Origin of the sequence: Streptomyces sp. NBC_00236, from assembly GCF_036195045.1 — a bacterium.
GTDB lineage: Bacteria > Actinomycetota > Actinomycetes > Streptomycetales > Streptomycetaceae > Streptomyces.
In genome coordinates this window covers 3,091,417-3,111,454 of record NZ_CP108100.1, presented here as the reverse complement: position 1 = coordinate 3,111,454, position 20,038 = coordinate 3,091,417, and the positions used below count along the sequence as shown (strand labels likewise).

13 protein-coding genes and 3 rRNA genes are annotated in these 20,038 nt (G+C 66.5%); 13 read left to right on the top strand and 3 right to left on the bottom strand.

Annotation, left to right across the window (positions count from 1 at the left end; genetic code table 11):
* Window positions 1–23: 23 nt before the first annotated feature.
* Window positions 24–452, bottom strand: coding sequence for a metallopeptidase family protein (locus OG446_RS13855; protein ID WP_328894323.1), 429 nt, complete (start codon window positions 450–452; stop codon window positions 24–26).
* A 322-nt stretch (window positions 453–774) separates the two neighbouring features.
* Between OG446_RS13855 and OG446_RS13850 the strand changes: the two genes are divergently transcribed.
* The 8 genes from OG446_RS13850 (at window position 775) to OG446_RS13815 (ending at window position 9,594) form a co-directional block, all read left to right on the top strand.
* Window positions 775–1,152: a DUF3499 domain-containing protein gene (locus tag OG446_RS13850; RefSeq protein ID WP_328894322.1), complete on the top strand. Its 378-nt coding sequence runs from the start codon at window positions 775–777 to the stop codon at window positions 1,150–1,152.
* Window positions 1,153–1,232: 80 nt separating this feature from the next.
* Window positions 1,233–2,606: a phosphomannomutase/phosphoglucomutase gene (locus OG446_RS13845; RefSeq protein WP_328894321.1), complete on the top strand. Its 1,374-nt coding sequence runs from the start codon at window positions 1,233–1,235 to the stop codon at window positions 2,604–2,606.
* A gap of 628 nt (window positions 2,607–3,234) precedes the next feature.
* A complete protein-coding gene (locus OG446_RS13840; RefSeq protein WP_328894320.1) occupies window positions 3,235–3,417 on the top strand; it encodes a Trm112 family protein in 183 nt (60 codons plus the stop codon).
* Window positions 3,418–3,469: 52 nt separating this feature from the next.
* Window positions 3,470–4,603 carry an SIS domain-containing protein gene (locus tag OG446_RS13835; protein WP_328894319.1) on the top strand — a complete coding sequence of 378 codons (1,134 nt, stop codon included), beginning with the start codon at window positions 3,470–3,472 and terminating at the stop codon, window positions 4,601–4,603.
* A 139-nt stretch (window positions 4,604–4,742) separates the two neighbouring features.
* A complete protein-coding gene (gene manA, locus OG446_RS13830; protein ID WP_328894318.1) occupies window positions 4,743–5,924 on the top strand; it encodes a mannose-6-phosphate isomerase, class I in 1,182 nt (393 codons plus the stop codon).
* Between the two features lie 88 nt (window positions 5,925–6,012).
* Window positions 6,013–7,059: a cation diffusion facilitator family transporter gene (locus tag OG446_RS13825; RefSeq protein ID WP_328894317.1), complete on the top strand. Its 1,047-nt coding sequence runs from the start codon at window positions 6,013–6,015 to the stop codon at window positions 7,057–7,059.
* A gap of 251 nt (window positions 7,060–7,310) precedes the next feature.
* Window positions 7,311–8,768 (top strand): adenosylhomocysteinase, encoded by a 1,458-nt coding sequence (gene ahcY / locus OG446_RS13820; protein ID WP_328894316.1) that lies wholly within the window; start codon window positions 7,311–7,313, stop codon window positions 8,766–8,768.
* A 214-nt stretch (window positions 8,769–8,982) separates the two neighbouring features.
* Window positions 8,983–9,594: a hypothetical protein gene (locus OG446_RS13815; RefSeq protein WP_328894315.1), complete on the top strand. Its 612-nt coding sequence runs from the start codon at window positions 8,983–8,985 to the stop codon at window positions 9,592–9,594.
* Between the two features lie 35 nt (window positions 9,595–9,629).
* On the opposite strand, the gene OG446_RS13810 is transcribed toward OG446_RS13815, so the two are convergent.
* Window positions 9,630–10,580, bottom strand: coding sequence for an RDD family protein (locus OG446_RS13810; protein WP_328894314.1), 951 nt, complete (start codon window positions 10,578–10,580; stop codon window positions 9,630–9,632).
* Window positions 10,581–10,700: 120 nt separating this feature from the next.
* On the opposite strand from OG446_RS13810, the gene OG446_RS13805 reads away from it, so the two are divergent.
* The 4 genes from OG446_RS13805 (at window position 10,701) to rrf (ending at window position 17,555) form a co-directional block, all read left to right on the top strand.
* Window positions 10,701–11,708 (top strand): stage II sporulation protein M, encoded by a 1,008-nt coding sequence (locus OG446_RS13805; RefSeq protein ID WP_328894313.1) that lies wholly within the window; start codon window positions 10,701–10,703, stop codon window positions 11,706–11,708.
* Window positions 11,709–12,411: 703 nt separating this feature from the next.
* Window positions 12,412–13,937: ribosomal RNA gene (locus tag OG446_RS13800) — 16S ribosomal RNA — on the top strand.
* A 297-nt stretch (window positions 13,938–14,234) separates the two neighbouring features.
* Window positions 14,235–17,359: ribosomal RNA gene (locus tag OG446_RS13795) — 23S ribosomal RNA — on the top strand.
* Window positions 17,360–17,438: 79 nt separating this feature from the next.
* Window positions 17,439–17,555 (top strand): 5S ribosomal RNA (gene rrf / locus OG446_RS13790).
* Together the 16S, 23S and 5S rRNA genes form the textbook arrangement of a ribosomal RNA operon.
* Before the next feature lie 82 nt (window positions 17,556–17,637).
* Here the strand turns inward: rrf and OG446_RS13785 are convergent.
* Window positions 17,638–18,588: a LysR family transcriptional regulator gene (locus OG446_RS13785; RefSeq protein ID WP_328894312.1), complete on the bottom strand. Its 951-nt coding sequence runs from the start codon at window positions 18,586–18,588 to the stop codon at window positions 17,638–17,640.
* Window positions 18,589–18,723: 135 nt separating this feature from the next.
* Here OG446_RS13785 and OG446_RS13780 point away from each other — a divergent pair, with 135 nt between their 5' ends.
* Window positions 18,724–19,974 carry an MFS transporter gene (locus OG446_RS13780; protein ID WP_328894311.1) on the top strand — a complete coding sequence of 417 codons (1,251 nt, stop codon included), beginning with the start codon at window positions 18,724–18,726 and terminating at the stop codon, window positions 19,972–19,974.
* Window positions 19,975–20,038 lie beyond the last annotated feature (64 nt).

The window sequence follows — 20,038 nt, the reverse complement described above, 5'->3', positions numbered from 1 at the left end:
CGCCCCCACCCGCCTGCGGCCGCCTACTCCTGCCCGTACCGGGGATCGACCGACTCGGGCGAGAGTCCGAGCAGCTCCGCGACCTGCTCGACCACGACCTCGTGCACCAGCAGCGCACGCTCGTCACGGTTCTTGGTGCGGATCTCGACCGGGCGCCGGTAGATGACGATCTGCGCCGGCCGTTCCTTCTCCGCGGGCAACGCGCTTCCCAGCGGCACGGTCTCCTCCGACGTCCCCGGCACGTCGAGGACCACGAAGTCGACCTCGGCCAGTTGCGGCCAGCGTCGTTCCAGCCGCTCCACCGAGTCCTGCACCAGATCGCGGAAACTGTCCGCCCTGCTGGCCGACAGCGGCACCTGGGGCGGGGCGACGGGGCCGCGCATGCCGCGGCCGTGTCGGTCTCGGCGCCGAGGTCGGGGCTCGGACGGGCGGGGCGGTACGGGACTGTCCATCACTGACGCAGCGTAACCCCCGGGCGGACGAGCGGCCCGGGGCTGACCGGGCGGGAACCGGCTTGATCGTTCCTGACCGATCCGGCCATGGGACGACCCGTTTCAGGCCCAGCTGGTGATCGCTGATTCCCTGCCGTGTGACAGGTTTTGCATCGAGTGGTGACCGGAATCGTGGCCGCCATGACCTGGGCCCCTCTCCTCCAGCGCAGGTCAGGGGAGTTGCCAGGGAAGAGTCTGTGCCCGAGCTCACAGTGCGACACGGTGGGGTGAGCCGGGGGAGAGTCGTCGCAGCCCGCTCAAGAGTGCGGTACCGTCCAACATCGTGAGCCCTGTACGTCGCTGTTCGCGCACCGCGTGCGGCCGCCCTGCCGTCGCGACACTGACGTACGTCTATGCCGACTCGACTGCGGTCCTCGGCCCGCTCGCCACCTACGCCGAGCCCCATTGCTACGACCTCTGTGCCGAGCACAGCGAGCGCCTGACCGCGCCCCGTGGCTGGGAGGTCGTCCGGCTCTCCGACCCCTCCGCGCCCGCCCGCCCCAGCGGCGACGACCTCGAAGCGCTGGCCAATGCCGTACGGGAGGCCGCGCGTCCCCAGGACCGTGCCGACGGCTCCAGGGGCGGCGGCCCGCGCACCGCGGACCCGATGGAGGTCGGCCGCAGAGGCCACCTGCGGGTCCTGCGCTCCCCCGACTCCTGAGCGGCCGCCGCCCGGAGCGTGAGGCGTTCCGGGCCGCCGGGTAGTTTGGCGGTCCGAAGAAACCTCAGGAGGACCGGCCCGTGACCGCAGATCTGTCGCAGCTCGTGAAGGCCTACGACGTGCGCGGAGTCGTGCCCGATCAGTGGGACGAGGCGATGGCCGAGCTGTTCGGGGCGGCGTTCGTCGAGGTGACCGCCGCGGACGCGATCGTCATCGGCCATGACATGCGCCCCACGTCCCCCGCCCTGTCGGGAGCCTTCGCCCGGGGCGCGGCGGCCCGCGGAGCCGACGTCACCATGATCGGTCTCTGCTCGACCGACCAGCTGTACTACGCGTCGGGGTCACTGGACCTGCCGGGCGCGATGTTCACGGCCTCGCACAACCCGGCGCGGTACAACGGCATCAAGATGTGCCGGGCAGGTGCCGCACCGGTGGGCCAGGACACCGGCCTCGCCGAGATCCGCACCCTGGTCGAGAAGTGGTCGACGACCGGCGCACCGCCACCGGCCACCACCCCCGGCACGGTCACCGAACGCGACACCCTCACCGACTACGCCACCCACCTGCTGTCCCTCGTCGACCTGACCACGATCCGCCCCCTGAAGGTGGTCGTGGACGCGGGCAACGGCATGGGCGGCCACACGGTCCCGACGGTCTTCGCAGGTCTGCGGCTCGAACTCGTCCCGATGTACTTCGAACTGGACGGTACGTTCCCGAACCACGAGGCCAACCCGCTCGACCCCGCGAACATCGTCGACCTCCAGGCCCGGGTGGTGTCCGAGGGAGCCGACCTCGGCCTGGCCTTCGACGGCGACGCGGACCGCTGCTTCGTCGTGGACGAGCGCGGGGCGGGCGTCTCCCCGTCGGCGATCACCGCCCTGGTCGCGGCCAGGGAACTGGCCCGCAACGGCGGCCGGGGCACGGTCATCCACAACCTGATCTCCTCCCTCTCGGTCCCGGAGGTCGTACGCGAACACGGCGGCACCCCGGTCCGCACCCGGGTCGGCCACTCCTTCATCAAGGCGGAGATGGCCGCACACGGCGCGATCTTCGGCGGCGAGCACTCGGCGCACTACTACTTCCGCGACTTCTGGAACGCCGATACGGGCATGCTCGCCGCCCTCCACGTCCTGGCCGCCCTGGGCGGCCAGGAGGAGCCCCTGTCGGCGCTGGTGGCCCAGTACGACCGCTACACAGACTCGGGCGAGATCAACTCCACGGTCGATGACCAGCAGGCCCGCACAGCAGACGTCCGGACCGCCTTCGCCACCCGCGAGAACGTGACCACCGACGACCTGGACGGCCTCACGGTCACCTCCCCGGACTGGTGGTTCAACCTCCGCCCCTCGAACACGGAGCCGCTGCTGCGCCTGAACGTCGAGGCCGGCGACGAGGAAACGATGACGGCGGTACGCGACGAGGTCCTGACCCTGATCCGCAGGCAGCCCAGCTGACCTTCCGCCTTCCCTCCGACTGCCCGCCGCCTCTCCCCGACCCTTCCGGCGCCCTCCCCAGCCCTTCCGGCGCCCTCCGGGGCAATTCCAACGCCCTTCCGGCGCCCTTCCAGCCGCTCCGGCGCGCCTTCCAGCTTCTCCCGGGGCGAATCCAGCCCTCTTGCCGCACTTTCCGGAGTGTCCCGGGGCGAATCCAGCCCTCTGCCGCACCATCGGGCCTCTCCCCGGGCACCTCCCTCCTGGTTTCACCTTCCGGCCGTCCCGGGGCAAATCCAGCCCCTCCGGCGTTTGAGGAGCGGGGTCCGGGGCGGAGCCCCGGTTACGGGAAGGGGCGGGGAGGGGAACAGCCCCGCCGCAGGCGCACCCCACCCCCCGTTGCCCCCACTGCCCACCCCTCGCCCACCCCCTCCGAACCCACCGCTCACCCCGGCCCGGCCGGGCCGCGCCCCCGCCACCCCGGCGGTAGGCTGGCCTCGCCCGTTCCACGTGGCACGAACAAGATCAACTGAACACCCGGAACACGCACCACCCAGCGCTGCACCGCACCACCGCACGAACCACCGCACCACCGCACCACCGCACGACACCACCGCCCACCCCGCCCGCTCGCCCGAAGGGACACCCACCCATGCCGCTCGAAGCCGGCCTTCTGGAGATCCTGGCCTGCCCGGCCTGTCACTCCCCCCTCGACGACCGGTCGGCGGCCGACAGTCCCGAACTGATCTGCACCGGCAAGGACTGCGGCCTGGCCTACCCCGTACGGGACGGCATCCCCGTCCTCCTCGTCGACGAGGCCCGCCGCCCCGCGTAGCCGGGCCCCACACCCCGCACGGTGATCGGCACGTGATCGGAGGACCGTCCCCATGCTCGACGAGTCGTTGCTCGACGCCCCGGAAGCCCTGGCCCGAGCCGACCGCCGCGGTCTGCTCCGCGGCGCCGCCGAGGCCGGGGCCCGGGTCCGTACCGCCGCCCGGCACGCGACGGAGGCCGGGATCGCCGAGCTGAACCCGGAGGGCCGCCCGCGCGCCGTCCTGGTCGCGGGCTCCGGCACCGCCGCATCCGGCGTCGCCGACCTGATCGGCGCCCTGGCCGGAGCCTCCGCCCCGGTCACGCGTATCCACCCGACCGGCGTCGCACCGGCCGCAGGCGCGATGCGATGGACGCTGCCCGGCTGGGCCGGCTCCGTCGACCTGCTCCTCGTCGTCACAGCGGACGGCTCCGAACCGGGCCTCGCCCTCCTCGCCGAGCAGGCGTACCGCCGCGGCTGCACCGTCGTGGCCGTGGCGCCCCGGAAGTCACCCCTGCGCGAGGCGGTCGACGGCGTGCACGGCCTCGTCGTGCCTATGGCCTCCGCCCCGCACGGCGAGTACGACGCCGAGACCTCGGCCGCGGGTCCCGGCACCCTGTGGGCCCTGTTCACCCCGCTGCTCGCCCTCCTCGACCGCGTCGGCCTGGTCACCGCGCCCGCCGAGGTGCTGCAGAGCGTCGCGGACCGCCTGGACCGTACGGCGGAGCGCTGCGGACCGGCGATCGCCACGTACAGCAACCCGGCCAAGACCCTGGCCGCCGAACTCGCGGACAGCCTGCCCCTCATCTGGACGGAGGGCGACGCCGCGGGCCCGGTCGGACGCCGCTTCGCCGCGGTCCTGGCCGAGCTCTCCGGCCGTCCGGCCCTGGCGGCCGAACTCCCCGAGGCGCTCCCCGCCCATGGCGGCCTGCTGGCCGGTGCCTTCGCGGCCGGTGCCGACCCCGACGACTTCTTCCGCGACCGGGTCGAGGAGTCCGAACCCCTCCACGCCCGGGTCGTCCTGCTCCGCGACCGGCCCACTGGCGGGCTGAGCGCGGCCCCCGCCGCCCGCGAGCTCGCCCTGGGCCACGACACGGCGATCAGTGAACTGGAGCCGGAGGAGGGCAACAGGCTCGAAGCCCTCGCCGAACTCCTCGCGGTCACCGACTTCGCCGCCGTCTACGTGGCCCTCGCCGCAGGACGCGGCTGACCGTGTGACGTCCGGCCCCGGGCAGCGCCGCCCCACACCTCACGTACGGCCGGGCCCCCACACAGACAGCCAAGACCCACGCATCCCACACTTCCGCATCCCACACTCACGCATCCCACACAGCACGAGGACGAATTCCATGGACCGGCTCTCCAACACCGTCCGCCCGTACGCCTGGGGCTCCACCACCCTCATCCCGACCCTGCTCGGGGTCGCCCCCACCGGCGAGCCGCAAGCGGAGATGTGGATGGGCGCCCATCCCGGAGCCCCGTCCCGGATATCCCGCACCAGTGCCGCCCCCTCGGTCACCGCCGAACAAGCGCTCACCGACGTCATCGCCGCCGACCCGGCCGCAGAGCTCGGTCAGCCCGCCGTCGACAAGTTCGGCCCCCGTCTTCCCTTCCTCCTCAAGCTGCTCGCCGCCGGAGCCCCGCTCTCCCTCCAGGTCCACCCCGACCTCGCCCAGGCACAGCACGGTTACGCGGATGAGGAGCGCCGGTCCGTTCCGATCGACGCCCCCCACCGCACGTACAAGGACGCCAACCACAAGCCCGAACTGATCTGCGCCCTCACCCCCTTCGACGGCCTGTGCGGCTTCCGCCGGCCCGTCGAGGCGGCCGAGGCCATGGAGGGCCTGGGCGTCGACTCCCTCAAGCCGTACGCCGATCTGCTGCGCGCCCACCCGGAAGAGGCCGCCCTGCGCGAGGTCCTCACGGCGATCCTCACCGCGGACCCGGCGCAGATGGCCGAGACGGTCGCGGCCACGGCGGCCGCCGCCGAACGGATCGGCGGCGCCTACGCCCCCTACGCCCGCATCGCCCACCACTTCCCCGGCGACGCCGGCGTCCTCGCGGCCATGCTCCTGAACTACGTACAACTCCAGCCCGGAGAGGCCCTGTACCTCGGCGCCGGTGTTCCGCACGCCTACCTCGAAGGCCTCGGCGTCGAGATCATGGCCAACTCGGACAACGTGCTGCGCTGCGGGCTGACGCCCAAGCACATCGACGTACCCGAACTCCTGCGCATCGTCCGCTTCGAGGCCACCGAGCCGGGGATCCTGCGGCCCGAGGCCTCCCCGTCCGGCGAGGAGCTGTACGAGACGCCGGTCGACGAGTTCAGGCTCTCCCGCTTCGACCTCTCACCGGGCGCGGCCCCCGTGGACCTCACCGCGGCCACGCCCCAGATCCTGCTCTGCACGGCGGGCACGCCGAAGGCCGGCGAGCTCGGCCTCGGGCCGGGCGAATCGGTTTTCGTACCGGCCGGGGAGAAGGCCGAAGTGTCCGGTACGGGCACCGTGTTCCGCGCCACTGTGGTGGCCTGACGTACCGTCCGCACCAGCGGCTGCAACAATGTCCGGCCGTACCGCGGCCGCCGGAGCCGCAGCACCTACGAAGGGACACCAGGCACCCATGAGTGCGTCAGGCGGAACCAAGGCGATCGTGGCGGCGCTCGCCGCCAACCTCGCGATCGCAGTGGCCAAATTCGTGGCGTTCCTGTTCAGTGGCTCGTCGTCGATGCTCGCGGAGAGCGTTCACTCGCTCGCCGACTCGGGCAATCAGGGACTGCTGCTGCTCGGCGGCAAGAAGGCCCAGCGCGAGGCCACCCCCCAGCACCCCTTCGGATACGGGCGCGAGCGCTACATCTACGCCTTCCTCGTCTCCATCGTCCTCTTCTCGGTCGGTGGCATGTTCGCGGTGTACGAGGGCTACGAGAAGATCAAGCACCCGCACGAGATCGAGGCCTGGTACTGGCCGGTCGGCGTCCTGGTCTTCGCGATCATCGCCGAGAGCTTCTCCTTCCGTACGGCGATCAGGGAGTCCAACGAGACCCGCGGTCCCCTCTCCTGGACCCAGTTCGTACGCCGCGCGAAGGCCCCGGAACTCCCCGTCGTCCTGCTCGAGGACCTCGGCGCGCTCATCGGCCTCATCCTCGCGCTCGCCGGTGTCGGCCTGGCCCTCGGTACGGGCAACGGTGTGTGGGACGGCATCGGCACCCTGTGCATCGGCATCCTGCTGATCGTCATCGCGATCGTCCTGGCGGCCGAGACCAAGTCCCTGCTGCTCGGTGAGGCCGCCGGTACCGACCAGGTCGAAAAGATCAAGGCCGCGGTCGTCGACGGCCACACCGTCACCGGCGTCATCCACATGCGTACGCTCCACCTCGGCCCCGAGGAACTGCTGGTCGCCGCCAAGATCGCGGTTCAGCACGACGACACCGCCACCGAGGTCGCCAACGCCATCAACGCCGCGGAGTCCCGCATCCGCGAGGCCGTGCCGATCGCGCGTGTCATCTACCTGGAGCCGGACATCTACAACGCGGCGGCGGCCGCGGCCGGCGTCAACCCGGCCAAGACACTGGGCGGGACACCCGGCGCGACACCGGCCGGCCCGACGGCCGACGGCACCCCCGGCGACGCCCCCGACACCCCGGCCGACCCGACGGAATCCGGTCACTGACCGCCTCCGATACGCCGATGAGGCCGCTCCCGGACCCGGTGGACTGGGAGCGGCTGGGCCGTTCGGTGTAGATTCGTCGGCAGTGTCAGACGTCGCTGCTGATGGCGGTCGATCGGTCCGTACGCCGGACCGGCCGAGGGAGAGAGGGCCTCCGACGAACTGCGCTGCGGAACTGTCCGGGCATTCGTGTGCCCACGGTGTGCCGCAGAGCCGCCCTACCCACCTCGACCCATCACGAGGAGCAGCCCGTTATGACGACGGTCGCCAATCGACAGGACTTCAAGGTCGCCGACCTCTCCCTCGCAGCCTTCGGCCGCAAGGAGATCACCCTCGCCGAGCACGAGATGCCCGGCCTGATGTCGATCCGCAAGGAGTACGCCGCCGCGCAGCCGCTGGCCGGCGCCCGCATCACCGGCTCGCTGCACATGACGGTGCAGACGGCCGTGCTGATCGAGACCCTCGTCGCCCTCGGCGCCGAGGTCCGCTGGGCCTCCTGCAACATCTTCTCCACGCAGGACCACGCCGCCGCGGCGATCGCGGTGGGCCCGAACGGCACCCCGGAAGCCCCCGCCGGCGTCCCGGTCTTCGCCTGGAAGGGCGAGTCGCTGGAGGAGTACTGGTGGTGCACGGAGCAGGCGCTGACCTGGCCGAACACCCCCACCGGTGGTCCGAACATGATCCTCGACGACGGTGGTGACGCCACCCTCCTCGTCCACAAGGGAGTGGAGTTCGAGAAGGCCGGCGCGGCCCCGGACCCGTCGACCGCGGACAGCGAGGAGTACGCGAACATCCTCACCCTGCTGAACCGCACCCTGGGCGAGTCCCCGCAGAAGTGGACCCAGCTGGCCTCCGAGATCCGTGGTGTCACGGAGGAGACCACGACCGGTGTGCACCGGCTGTACGAGATGCACCGTGACGGCACCCTCCTGTTCCCGGCGATCAACGTCAACGACGCGGTCACCAAGTCGAAGTTCGACAACAAGTACGGCTGCCGCCACTCGCTGATCGACGGCATCAACCGCGCCACCGACGTCCTGATCGGCGGCAAGACCGCCGTCGTCTGCGGTTACGGCGACGTGGGCAAGGGCTGCGCGGAGTCCCTGCGGGGCCAGGGCGCCCGAGTGATCATCACCGAGATCGACCCGATCTGCGCGCTGCAGGCGGCGATGGACGGCTACCAGGTCGCCACCCTTGACGACGTCGTCGAGCAGGCCGACATCTTCGTCACCACGACGGGCAACAAGGACATCATCATGGCCGCCGACATGGCCCGGATGAAGCACCAGGCCATCGTCGGGAACATCGGCCACTTCGACAACGAGATCGACATGGCCGGCCTGGCGAAGATCGACGGCATCGTCAAGGACGAGGTCAAGCCGCAGGTCCACACCTGGACGTTCTCCGACGGCAAGGTCCTCATCGTGCTGTCCGAGGGCCGCCTGCTGAACCTGGGCAACGCGACCGGCCACCCGTCGTTCGTGATGTCCAACTCGTTCGCGGACCAGACCCTGGCCCAGATCGAGCTGTTCACCAAGCCCGAGGAGTACCCGACCGACGTCTACGTGCTGCCCAAGCACCTCGACGAGAAGGTCGCCCGCCTCCACCTCGCCGCGCTCGGCGTGAAGCTCACGACGCTCCGCCCCGAGCAGGCCGCCTACATCGGCGTCGAGGTCGAGGGCCCGTACAAGTCCGACCACTACCGCTACTGACGCCGTCACCACCTGCGACGGCCTGCCGGTGACCTGGCACCTCACCACCGGTCGGTGAGGACCGGCCACCGGCAGACCCCGCATCGTCTGCGGACGCGCGCGCGTCCGCAGACCCGGTGACTCAGCAGCAGCTACGAACGCAGGCCCCCGCACCCCCGTGCCGGGGGCCTGCGCCGTACCGCACCCGCACAACCCGAGGAACCCGAAGGACCCCATGCCACGCGGCCGATATTCGCTCCACGATCTCCACGACCACACCCCCCTCGGTGAAGAACACTTCCACTGCGCACCCGGCCCCTCGGGCTGGCGCTACGTCTCCCAGACGACCGCCCCGTCCGGCGATCACCTCGGATCCGTCGACCTCACCCTGGACGAGCTCGGCCGCCCCATTCGCCTCGAACTCCACGCCGCGAGCTGGCAGGTCCGCGGCGCCGCCCTCGAAGGCGTCACCTGGGTGCGCACCGACCCGAGCGGCATCCATGCCACCGAAGGCAATGTCCGCGCCCACGCCTTCAGCGGCACTTCCCCCGCATTCCTCATCGCCACCGCACGGCTGCTGCGTCTCACCCCCACTTCTCCGGCCACCCGGGTCCGCGTCGTCACCTTCACGGACCCGGTACTCGCCCCCCGTACCGTCGACCAGTCCTGGGCCCTGGTGAACAGTGAAGCGCACGCCACTGACAACGGGCCTCTGACCGTGGACGCGTACCAGGTCAGCGCCCTGGACACCGGTGAGCAGCACACCGTCCACATCGCCGGCGACGTCGTCCTCTCGGCCCCGGGCATCGAGCTCGAAGAGCTGGAATCCCCGCCCTCCGACCGGTAGGGCCCGCCGCCCCGTTCAATGACGCCGGACAGGCCCTAGGCGGGCGGAGCGAAGCCGCCCGTGGACGGCCGCACCGCGTCCGCCCCGGCATCCGCCGCTGCACCGTCCCGCCCGACTGGCGGTGCCGGGGCGACGGGCGCGGGAGCGGGGTGGGGCGCCGGAACGGGATGAGCCGAGGGAGCGTCGTAGTGCGGCAGAGGAACGGGGTGGGGCAGAGGCGTGGCAGAAGGCGCTGCCGCGGACGCGAACGCCCTTCGTGCGTCACGCGTCTGACGTTCGTTCACCACGGCCGCCAGGAACGCGGCGGCAGGCACCCCCGCCGGGGCCGGTACCCCGGTCCTGACAGCGAGCTCCTCGGCCAGCCGTTGCGACATGGCGCGCCCCACGGCGGCATCGAGTTGGTGCATCCGCGTCAGGTACTGCCGCACGGCAAGCCACAGATCGTCCGGGACGGCCGACAGGTCCAGTCCGGCGAACCGGCCGACCAGCCAGGGCGGCGGAGGCGGCACGGCTGCGGCCCTGCCCGCCGGCACCCGCTCCCGTACGACGAGTGTCCCCGCGAAGACATCCCCGAGCCGCCGCCCTCGCGCCGAAACCAGCGAGGCGATGGCGGCGACGGCACCGAGCGTCGCGAGGATCTCCACCACGCCCATCGCCCCGCGCACCAGCGCATGCCGGAACCGGATGGGCCCGCCGTCGTCCCGGACCACCCGCAGCCCGCACGCGAGTTTCCCCAGCGAACGGCCATGGCTGAGTGTCTCCACCGCGATGGGCACCCCCACCAGCACGAGCAGAAAGGTCGCGACGGTCACCGCGGCCATCGCCGCTTCGTCGAGTGTGACCGTCGCGATGGCCAATCCGATCGACACCAGCACGAAGACCGTTCCCACCGCCACCAGATCGATGACGAGAGCCAGTGCCCGGCTCGGCAGTTTCGCCGGCCGCAGCCCCAGCACGACCGCATCCCCGGTCACCAGCTCACTCATTGCTGCCCGCCCCTTCGCCGACCATCCCTGCCCCTCGGGGCCACAATCTGCCAAGCTGACCCGCAACGCGCCGCAGTTGTACGGACCCGTACACACCCATGCCAGGAGCAGCAGCCGACCATGGACCTCGACGTCTTCGTCAACACCCACCGCATCGAGTGGGACCGTCTGGACCACCTCCTGCACCGCGGGCGCAAACTCACGGGAGCGGAGGCCGATGAACTGGTCGACCTCTACCAGCGCACGGCCACCCACCTCTCCCTGATCCAGTCCAGCGCGCCCGACCCCCTGCTCACCGCGCGCCTGACGCAGCTGGTGGCCCGGGCACGCTCCACGGTGACCGGCACCCGTCGTGCCTCCTGGCGCGACGCCGTGCACTTCCTGACGGCAGGTTTTCCCGCGGCGGTCTACCGGTCCAGGCACTGGTGGATACCCACCGCCGTCCTCTCAGCGCTGCTGGCAGCGCTGATGGGCTGGTGGATCGGCACCCATCCGGAGGTCCAGGCGGCCATCGCCGCTCCGGAGGACCTCCGCCGTCTGACCAGTCCGGGAGGCGAGTACGAGACGTACTACTCCAGCCACCCGGCGGCCTCTTTCGCCGCCCAGGTCTGGACGAACAACGCACAGGCCGCAGCCATGTGCCTGGTGCTCGGCGCGTTCCTCTGCGTTCCGGTGATCTGGATTCTCTTCGTCAACGTGCTCAACCTTGCGGTGGGTATCGGCCTGATGTCCTCGGCGGGCCGGCTCGACACCTTCCTCGGGCTGATCCTTCCCCACGGGCTGCTGGAACTCACGGCGGTCTTCGTCGCGGCAGGAACCGGCCTCCGCCTGGGCTGGACGGTCATCGATCCCGGCCCGCACACCCGGCGTACAGCCCTGGCACAACAGGGCCGGGCTGCCATCGGCATGGCCATCGGACTTGCGCTCGTACTGTTCGTGTCGGGCGTCATCGAAGGCTTCGTCACCCCTTCAGGCCTTCCGACCTGGGCACGCATCGCCATCGGGGTCGCCGCTGAGTTGGGCTTCCTTGCCTACGTCTACATCCTGGGCGGCCGGGCGGCCCGAGCCGGCGACGCAGGCGACATCGCGGCAGGCGAACGGAGCGCCGAGCTGCCGGTGGCCGCCTGATGTGCGAGCGGCCGTGCTGACCTGCTAGTCTCCTCAAGCCCCAAAAGAACCGTTGACACGGCGGACTGGGGGAGGTAGATTCGAACGGTTGCCTCGAACTGGACAAGTTCGAGCTCAACGGTTAGGTTTACCTAGCTCTCAACGGAAATTTAATTTCCGCAGAGCCATTTGATTCCCACTCTCTGGAACATGAAGCCGATCAATTCGGCATATTGCTTCTGATAAAGTCGAATCAGCCGAAAGGCAAGGCCGCTTCAACAGGCCATCGGAACTCAAATTCGGACCGGAAACGGTACGCACGGGTTCTGGTAAGGTTGGAACCGCTGGAAAGGGAAAGCGCGAAAGCGAAGAACTGGAAAGCAAAATGCGAGACCCGCTTCGACCGGGAATCGGACACGAAAGAGTCTGATAGAGTCGGAAACGCAAGACCGAAGGGAAGCGCCCGGAGGAAAGCCCCAGAAAATGTTCTGCGGGTGAGTACAAAGGAAGCGTCCGTTCCTTGAGAACTCAACAGCGTGCCAAAAGTCAACGCCAGATATGTTGATACCCCGACCTGTTTCGGCAGGTTCGAGGTTCCTTTGAAAGTCCTAACAAGTCTTCGGGCTTGGTAGGCAATGCGCACAGCGAGGACATAGCGAACGGCCGGTCATATTCCGACTTGGTCGTTCCGCTCTCGTGGTGTCTACCCGATTACGGGAAAACATTCACGGAGAGTTTGATCCTGGCTCAGGACGAACGCTGGCGGCGTGCTTAACACATGCAAGTCGAACGATGAAGCCTTTCGGGGTGGATTAGTGGCGAACGGGTGAGTAACACGTGGGCAATCTGCCCTTCACTCTGGGACAAGCCCTGGAAACGGGGTCTAATACCGGATAATACTTTCCCTCTCATGGGGGAAGGTTAAAAGCTCCGGCGGTGAAGGATGAGCCCGCGGCCTATCAGCTAGTTGGTGGGGTAATGGCCTACCAAGGCGACGACGGGTAGCCGGCCTGAGAGGGCGACCGGCCACACTGGGACTGAGACACGGCCCAGACTCCTACGGGAGGCAGCAGTGGGGAATATTGCACAATGGGCGAAAGCCTGATGCAGCGACGCCGCGTGAGGGATGACGGCCTTCGGGTTGTAAACCTCTTTCAGCAGGGAAGAAGCGAAAGTGACGGTACCTGCAGAAGAAGCGCCGGCTAACTACGTGCCAGCAGCCGCGGTAATACGTAGGGCGCAAGCGTTGTCCGGAATTATTGGGCGTAAAGAGCTCGTAGGCGGCTTGTTGCGTCGGTTGTGAAAGCCCGGGGCTTAACCCCGGGTCTGCAGTCGATACGGGCAGGCTAGAGTGTGGTAGGGGAGATCGGAATTCCTGGTGTAGCGGTGAAATGCGCAGATATCAGGAGGAACACCGGTGGCGAAGGCGGATCTCTGGGCCATTACTGACGCTGAGGAGCGAAAGCGTGGGGAGCGAACAGGATTAGATACCCTGGTAGTCCACGCCGTAAACGTTGGGAACTAGGTGTTGGCGACATTCCACGTCGTCGGTGCCGCAGCTAACGCATTAAGTTCCCCGCCTGGGGAGTACGGCCGCAAGGCTAAAACTCAAAGGAATTGACGGGGGCCCGCACAAGCAGCGGAGCATGTGGCTTAATTCGACGCAACGCGAAGAACCTTACCAAGGCTTGACATCGCCCGGAAAGCCGTAGAGATACGGCCCCCCTTGTGGTCGGGTGACAGGTGGTGCATGGCTGTCGTCAGCTCGTGTCGTGAGATGTTGGGTTAAGTCCCGCAACGAGCGCAACCCTTGTTCTGTGTTGCCAGCATGCCCTTCGGGGTGATGGGGACTCACAGGAGACTGCCGGGGTCAACTCGGAGGAAGGTGGGGACGACGTCAAGTCATCATGCCCCTTATGTCTTGGGCTGCACACGTGCTACAATGGCCGGTACAATGAGCTGCGATGCCGCGAGGCGGAGCGAATCTCAAAAAGCCGGTCTCAGTTCGGATTGGGGTCTGCAACTCGACCCCATGAAGTCGGAGTTGCTAGTAATCGCAGATCAGCATTGCTGCGGTGAATACGTTCCCGGGCCTTGTACACACCGCCCGTCACGTCACGAAAGTCGGTAACACCCGAAGCCGGTGGCCCAACCCCTTGTGGGAGGGAGCTGTCGAAGGTGGGACTGGCGATTGGGACGAAGTCGTAACAAGGTAGCCGTACCGGAAGGTGCGGCTGGATCACCTCCTTTCTAAGGAGCATCTAGATTCCGCAAGGAATCCAGAGCCACTACGCCGGCAAATGTTCGGCGGTGGTTAGCTCATGGGTGGAACGTTGACTATTCGGCACGACAGGTTGTTTTCACTAGTACTGCTTCGGCGTGGAACGTGAGGGTGATCGGTCGGGTCGGGCACGCTGTTGGGTATCTGAAGGTACGGCCGTAAAGGTCGTCCTTCGGTTGCCGGCCCCAGTGAACTCATCCGGTAAGGGTGGGGTGATGGGTGGCTGGTCGTTGTTTGAGAACTGCACAGTGGACGCGAGCATCTGTGGCCAAGTTTTTAAGGGCGCACGGTGGATGCCTTGGCACCAGGAACCGATGAAGGACGTGGGAGGCCACGATAGTCCCCGGGGAGCTGTCAACCAAGCTTTGATCCGGGGGTTTCCGAATGGGGAAACCCGGCAGTCGTCATGGGCTGTCACCCGCTGCTGAACACATAGGCAGTGTGGAGGGAACGAGGGGAAGTGAAACATCTCAGTACCCTCAGGAAGAGAAAACAACCGTGATTCCGGGAGTAGTGGCGAGCGAAACTGGATCAGGCCAAACCGTATGCGTGTGATACCCGGCAGGGGTTGCGCATGCGGGGTTGTGGGATCTCTTTTTCATGGTCTGCCGGCCGTGAGACGAGTCAGAAACCGTTGATGTAGGCGAAGGACATGCGAAAGGTCCGGCGTAGAGGGTAAGACCCCCGTAGCTGAAACATTAACGGCTCGTTTAAGAGACACCCAAGTAGCACGGGGCCCGAGAAATCCCGTGTGAATCTGGCGGGACCACCCGTTAAGCCTAAATATTCCCTGGTGACCGATAGCGGATAGTACCGTGAGGGAATGGTGAAAAGTACCGCGGGAGCGGAGTGAAATAGTACCTGAAACCGTGTGCCTACAAGCCGTGGGAGCGTCGCGCATCGAGCTTGCTCGGTGCGTCGTGACTGCGTGCCTTTTGAAGAATGAGCCTGCGAGTTTGCGGTGTGTTGCGAGGTTAACCCGTGTGGGGAAGCCGTAGCGAAAGCGAGTCCGAATAGGGCGATTTAGTAGCGCGCTCAAGACCCGAAGCGGAGTGATCTAGCCATGGGCAGGTTGAAGCGGAGGTAAGACTTCGTGGAGGACCGAACCCACCAGGGTTGAAAACCTGGGGGATGACCTGTGGTTAGGGGTGAAAGGCCAATCAAACTCCGTGATAGCTGGTTCTCCCCGAAATGCATTTAGGTGCAGCGTCGTGTGTTTCTTGCCGGAGGTAGAGCACTGGATAGGCGATGGGCCCTACCGGGTTACTGACCTTAGCCAAACTCCGAATGCCGGTAAGTGAGAGCACGGCAGTGAGACTGTGGGGGATAAGCTCCATGGTCGAGAGGGAAACAGCCCAGAGCATCGACTAAGGCCCCTAAGCGTACGCTAAGTGGGAAAGGATGTGGAGTCGCAGAGACAACCAGGAGGTTGGCTTAGAAGCAGCCACCCTTGAAAGAGTGCGTAATAGCTCACTGGTCAAGTGATTCCGCGCCGACAATGTAGCGGGGCTCAAGCGTACCGCCGAAGTCGTGTCATTCACACATATAGGGCCAACGCCTGTGTGGATGGGTAGGGGAGCGTCGTGTGCCGGGTGAAGCAGCCGCGGAAGCGAGTTGTGGACGGTTCACGAGTGAGAATGCAGGCATGAGTAGCGATACACACGTGAGAAACGTGTGCGCCGATTGACTAAGGGTTCCTGGGTCAAGCTGATCTGCCCAGGGTAAGTCGGGACCTAAGGCGAGGCCGACAGGCGTAGTCGATGGACAACCGGTTGATATTCCGGTACCCGCTTTGAAACGCCCAATACTGAATCAGGCGATGCTAAGTCCGTGAAGCCGGCCCGATCTCTTCGGAGTTGAGGGTAGTGGTGGAGCCGACGAACCAGACTTGTACTAGGTAAGCGATGGGGTGACGCAGGAAGGTAGTCCAGCCCGGGCGGTGGTAGTCCCGGGGTAAGGGTGTAGGCCGTGTGGTAGGTAAATCCGTCACACATTAAGGCTGAGACCTGATGCCGAGCCGATTGTGGTGAAGTGGATGATCCTATGCTGTCGAGAAAAGCCTCTAGCGAGTTTCATGGCGGCCCGTACCCTAAACCGACTCAGGTGGTCAGGTAGAGAATACCGAGGCGTTCGGGTGAACTATGGTTAAGGAACTCGGCAAAATGCCCCCGTAACTTCGGGAGAAGGGGGGCCATCACTGGTGATCCGATTTACTCGGTGAGCTGGGGGTGGCCGCAGAGACCAGCGAGAAGCGACTGTTTACTAAAAACACAGGTCCGTGCGAAGCCGTAAGGCGATGTATACGGACTGACGCCTGCCCGGTGCTGGAACGTTAAGGGGACCGGTTAGCTGACTTTCGGGTCGGCGAAGCTGAGAACTTAAGCGCCAGTAAACGGCGGTGGTAACTATAACCATCCTAAGGTAGCGAAATTCCTTGTCGGGTAAGTTCCGACCTGCACGAATGGCGTAACGACTTCTCGACTGTCTCAACCATAGGCCCGGTGAAATTGCACTACGAGTAAAGATGCTCGTTTCGCGCAGCAGGACGGAAAGACCCCGGGACCTTTACTATAGTTTGATATTGGTGTTCGGTTCGGCTTGTGTAGGATAGGTGGGAGACTTTGAAGCGGCCACGCCAGTGGTTGTGGAGTCGTCGTTGAAATACCACTCTGGTCGTGCTGGATGTCTAACCTGGGTCCGTGATCCGGATCAGGGACAGTGTCTGATGGGTAGTTTAACTGGGGCGGTTGCCTCCTAAAGAGTAACGGAGGCGCCCAAAGGTTCCCTCAGCCTGGTTGGCAATCAGGTGTTGAGTGTAAGTGCACAAGGGAGCTTGACTGTGAGACCGACGGGTCGAGCAGGGACGAAAGTCGGGACTAGTGATCCGGCAGTGGCTTGTGGAAGCGCTGTCGCTCAACGGATAAAAGGTACCCCGGGGATAACAGGCTGATCTTCCCCAAGAGTCCATATCGACGGGATGGTTTGGCACCTCGATGTCGGCTCGTCGCATCCTGGGGCTGGAGTCGGTCCCAAGGGTTGGGCTGTTCGCCCATTAAAGCGGTACGCGAGCTGGGTTTAGAACGTCGTGAGACAGTTCGGTCCCTATCCGCTGTGCGCGTAGGAATATTGAGAAGGGCTGTCCCTAGTACGAGAGGACCGGGACGGACGAACCTCTGGTGTGCCAGTTGTCCTGCCAAGGGCATGGCTGGTTGGCTACGTTCGGAAAGGATAACCGCTGAAAGCATCTAAGCGGGAAGCCTGCTTCGAGATGAGTATTCCCACCCTCTTGAAGGGTTAAGGCTCCCAGTAGACGACTGGGTTGATAGGCCAGATGTGGAAGCCCGGTAACGGGTGGAGCTGACTGGTACTAATAGGCCGAGGGCTTGTCCTCAGTTGCTCGCGTCCACTGTGTTAGTTCTGAAATAACGAACGGCCGTGTTTATTTCCGGTGTTGGTTAATTTCATAGTGTTTCGGTGGTCATTGCGTTAGGGAAACGCCCGGTTACATTCCGAACCCGGAAGCTAAGCCTTTCAGCGCCGATGGTACTGCAGGGGGGACCCTGTGGGAGAGTAGGACGCCGCCGAACTCCTTTTGAATAGTTAAGCCCCGTGCCCTTGTGGCACGGGGCTTTTCTGCGTTCTCTGCGCTCCCGTCCAGGAACGATCACATTAGGCCCGCCGCACATCGGAGTCCTTGGCCCATGCAGGCTTCCAGGTCTCACCGTCGGCCTGGTGGGGGCGTGTGGAGCCGAGATGATCGCGGAGGGCGAGGAGCGCGGGGTGTGGGTTGTCGCGGCGCCAGATCAGCGAGTGCGGATAGACAGGTGTGGGATCGATTACCGGGATACGCCGCAGTCCGTGGCCGGCGGGCCAGATGAGGCGGGTGTGCTCGCCCATGAAGGTAGCCAGGGCCGGGGTGTCGGCGATGGTGTCGAGAAGGGCGTCGGACCCGAAGTTGGGGCCGGTTGCCTCGATGGTGAGGTCGAATTCGGCGACGAGATCGTCGTAGTAGGCGCCCCACTCGGTACCGGGGACGATGCCCGGCATCCAGATCCGGTGCCCGGCGAGCTGCGCGAGGGTCACCGATCTGGCACCCGCCAGTGCATGGGCAGGACCCGTGAGGAGTTGCAACGGTTCATCGAGCACGCGGACGGATTCGATCTCCTCGGGAAGCGGCCGGCCGGGTGCTGTGACGGCGCGGAATGACGCATCGATCGCACCGGTCCGGATAGCGGCGACGGCCGCCTCGATCTCGAACAGCATCAACACGTCGAGTTCGATTTCGGGATACGCGCGGTGGAACCCGCGCATCAGGCCCGCCTGTGCGCCCCGCGACGCGATCACGTCGACACGCAGCGGCCGTCGTCCGGCGTGCACGGACGCGACCGCGCGTTCCGCGACGCGCAGCAGCTCACGTGCGTGAGGCAGGAGTGCCTGCCCGTCGATGGTGAGCTCGGCGCCGCGTGGAGTGCGGGTGAACAGCCGCACACCGAGGCTTTTCTCCAGCACGGAGATGCGTCTGGAGACGGCCTGCTGGGTGATCGAGAGCTCGGCGGAGGCTTCCTGGAACTGACCCGTGTCGGCGACGGCCGCGAAGGTGCGGACGGCTTCGAGATCCATGGGGAACCACGGTAAGCCACAACGGATCGTTGTGCAGCGGCGCCAGGTTGGTTGTTTGACCTGCTGTTGTCCAGCTCGATTAGCTCTTCATGGTCAATGTCTGTTTGTTCGACAACACATCAGGGCGGGCTGAGCATGGTGAGCAGGAGACCGTTGGGCCGGCAGTTCGGCTGGCTGTGGGCGGCGTACGCAGTCAGTGGGTTCGGTACGCGGCTGGCGTTCGACGCGTTCGCTCTGATCGCGATCCTTGCACTCCACGCAGGGCCGACCCAGGTATCCGTACTGGCCGCGACAGGGCTCGCTGTGGGAGCCGCCGTAGCCGTGCCGCTGGGGCCGTGGCTGGAGTTCCGCCGCAAGCGGCCGGTGATGGTCGCGATGGACCTGATCCGGTTCGTAGCGCTGATGAGCGTACCCGCCGCCTATGCGCTCGGGCTGCTCGGCTTCGTACAGCTTCTGCTCGTGTCCGTCGTCGTCGGTGCGGCCGACATCGCCTTCAGCGCGGCCAGTGGCGCGTATCTGAAGACGCTCGTACGGCCGGAGGACCTGCTCGCCGCGAACGGACGGTTCGAGTCCACGGCCTGGACCGTCACGGTGCTCGGACCGCCGGCCGGCACAGCAGCGATCGGATTCTTCGGACCAGTGACGACCGTGCTGGCCGATGCGGTCAGCTATCTGCTCTCAGCAGCAGGAATCCGTGCGATCGGTGGTAGCGAGCCGCTCCCTGCGCGGACGGGCACGCCAAGGTCGCGCCTCCGGCCCCGTGACCTGATCGAAGGGTGGCGGTACATTCTGAGCCACCCGGCCCTGCGTCCCCTGTTCTTCAACACGGTCCTGGTCAGCGGTCTGATCATGGCGACCTCGCCACTGCTCGCCGTCCTCATGCTCGGGAACCTCGGGTTCGCCCCCTGGCAGTACGGCCTCGCCTTCGGCCTGCCCTGTATCGGCGGGATCATCGGCTCACGGCTGGCCCGAGGGTTTGTCGCACGGGTCGGACGGCAGAAGGTCCTGCTCGCCGCCGGGGCGCTGCGCGCGTGTTGGTCGCTCGGGCTGGCCTTCATCCGGCCCGGCACAGGCGGACTCGTACTCGTCATCGTGGTCGAGTTCGGGCTGATCACCTGCATGGGTGTGTTCAACCCGGTGTTCGCCACCTACCGGCTCGAACAGACGGCGACGGACCGGATCGTCCGCACCCTGGCGGCGTGGTCGGTCACCAGCAAGCTGACTGTCGCGGCCATGACCGGGCTATGGGGTCTGCTGGCCGCCGTCACCGGGCCTCGCGCCGCGATCGCCGTCGCTGGTCTTCTCATGCTGTTCACCCCGTTCCTGCTTCCCTGGTCCGAACGCGAGCCACACCACGAGCCGGATGCGGCCGGGATCCGGGCCTGACTCCCCTCGCGATTCGTCCGCCGCCGCCCCGCCCTGCCTCTGCCTGTCCCTGCTCGCGACTCGG

What these genes read in the sequence shown, in the direction of transcription:
- OG446_RS13855 (WP_328894323.1), bottom strand. Translation starts at nt 452, where the DNA reads ATGGACAGTCCCGTACCGCCCCGCCCGTCCGAGCCCCGACCTCGGCGC.
- OG446_RS13840 (WP_328894320.1), top strand. Translation starts at nt 3,235, where the DNA reads ATGCCGCTCGAAGCCGGCCTTCTGGAGATCCTGGCCTGCCCGGCCTGT.
- OG446_RS13835 (WP_328894319.1), top strand. Translation starts at nt 3,470, where the DNA reads ATGCTCGACGAGTCGTTGCTCGACGCCCCGGAAGCCCTGGCCCGAGCC.
- manA (WP_328894318.1), top strand. Translation starts at nt 4,743, where the DNA reads ATGGACCGGCTCTCCAACACCGTCCGCCCGTACGCCTGGGGCTCCACC.
- OG446_RS13825 (WP_328894317.1), top strand. Translation starts at nt 6,013, where the DNA reads ATGAGTGCGTCAGGCGGAACCAAGGCGATCGTGGCGGCGCTCGCCGCC.
- ahcY (WP_328894316.1), top strand. Translation starts at nt 7,311, where the DNA reads ATGACGACGGTCGCCAATCGACAGGACTTCAAGGTCGCCGACCTCTCC.
- OG446_RS13815 (WP_328894315.1), top strand. Translation starts at nt 8,983, where the DNA reads ATGCCACGCGGCCGATATTCGCTCCACGATCTCCACGACCACACCCCC.
- OG446_RS13810 (WP_328894314.1), bottom strand. Translation starts at nt 10,580, where the DNA reads ATGAGTGAGCTGGTGACCGGGGATGCGGTCGTGCTGGGGCTGCGGCCG.
- OG446_RS13805 (WP_328894313.1), top strand. Translation starts at nt 10,701, where the DNA reads ATGGACCTCGACGTCTTCGTCAACACCCACCGCATCGAGTGGGACCGT.
- OG446_RS13785 (WP_328894312.1), bottom strand. Translation starts at nt 18,588, where the DNA reads ATGGATCTCGAAGCCGTCCGCACCTTCGCGGCCGTCGCCGACACGGGT.
- OG446_RS13780 (WP_328894311.1), top strand. Translation starts at nt 18,724, where the DNA reads ATGGTGAGCAGGAGACCGTTGGGCCGGCAGTTCGGCTGGCTGTGGGCG.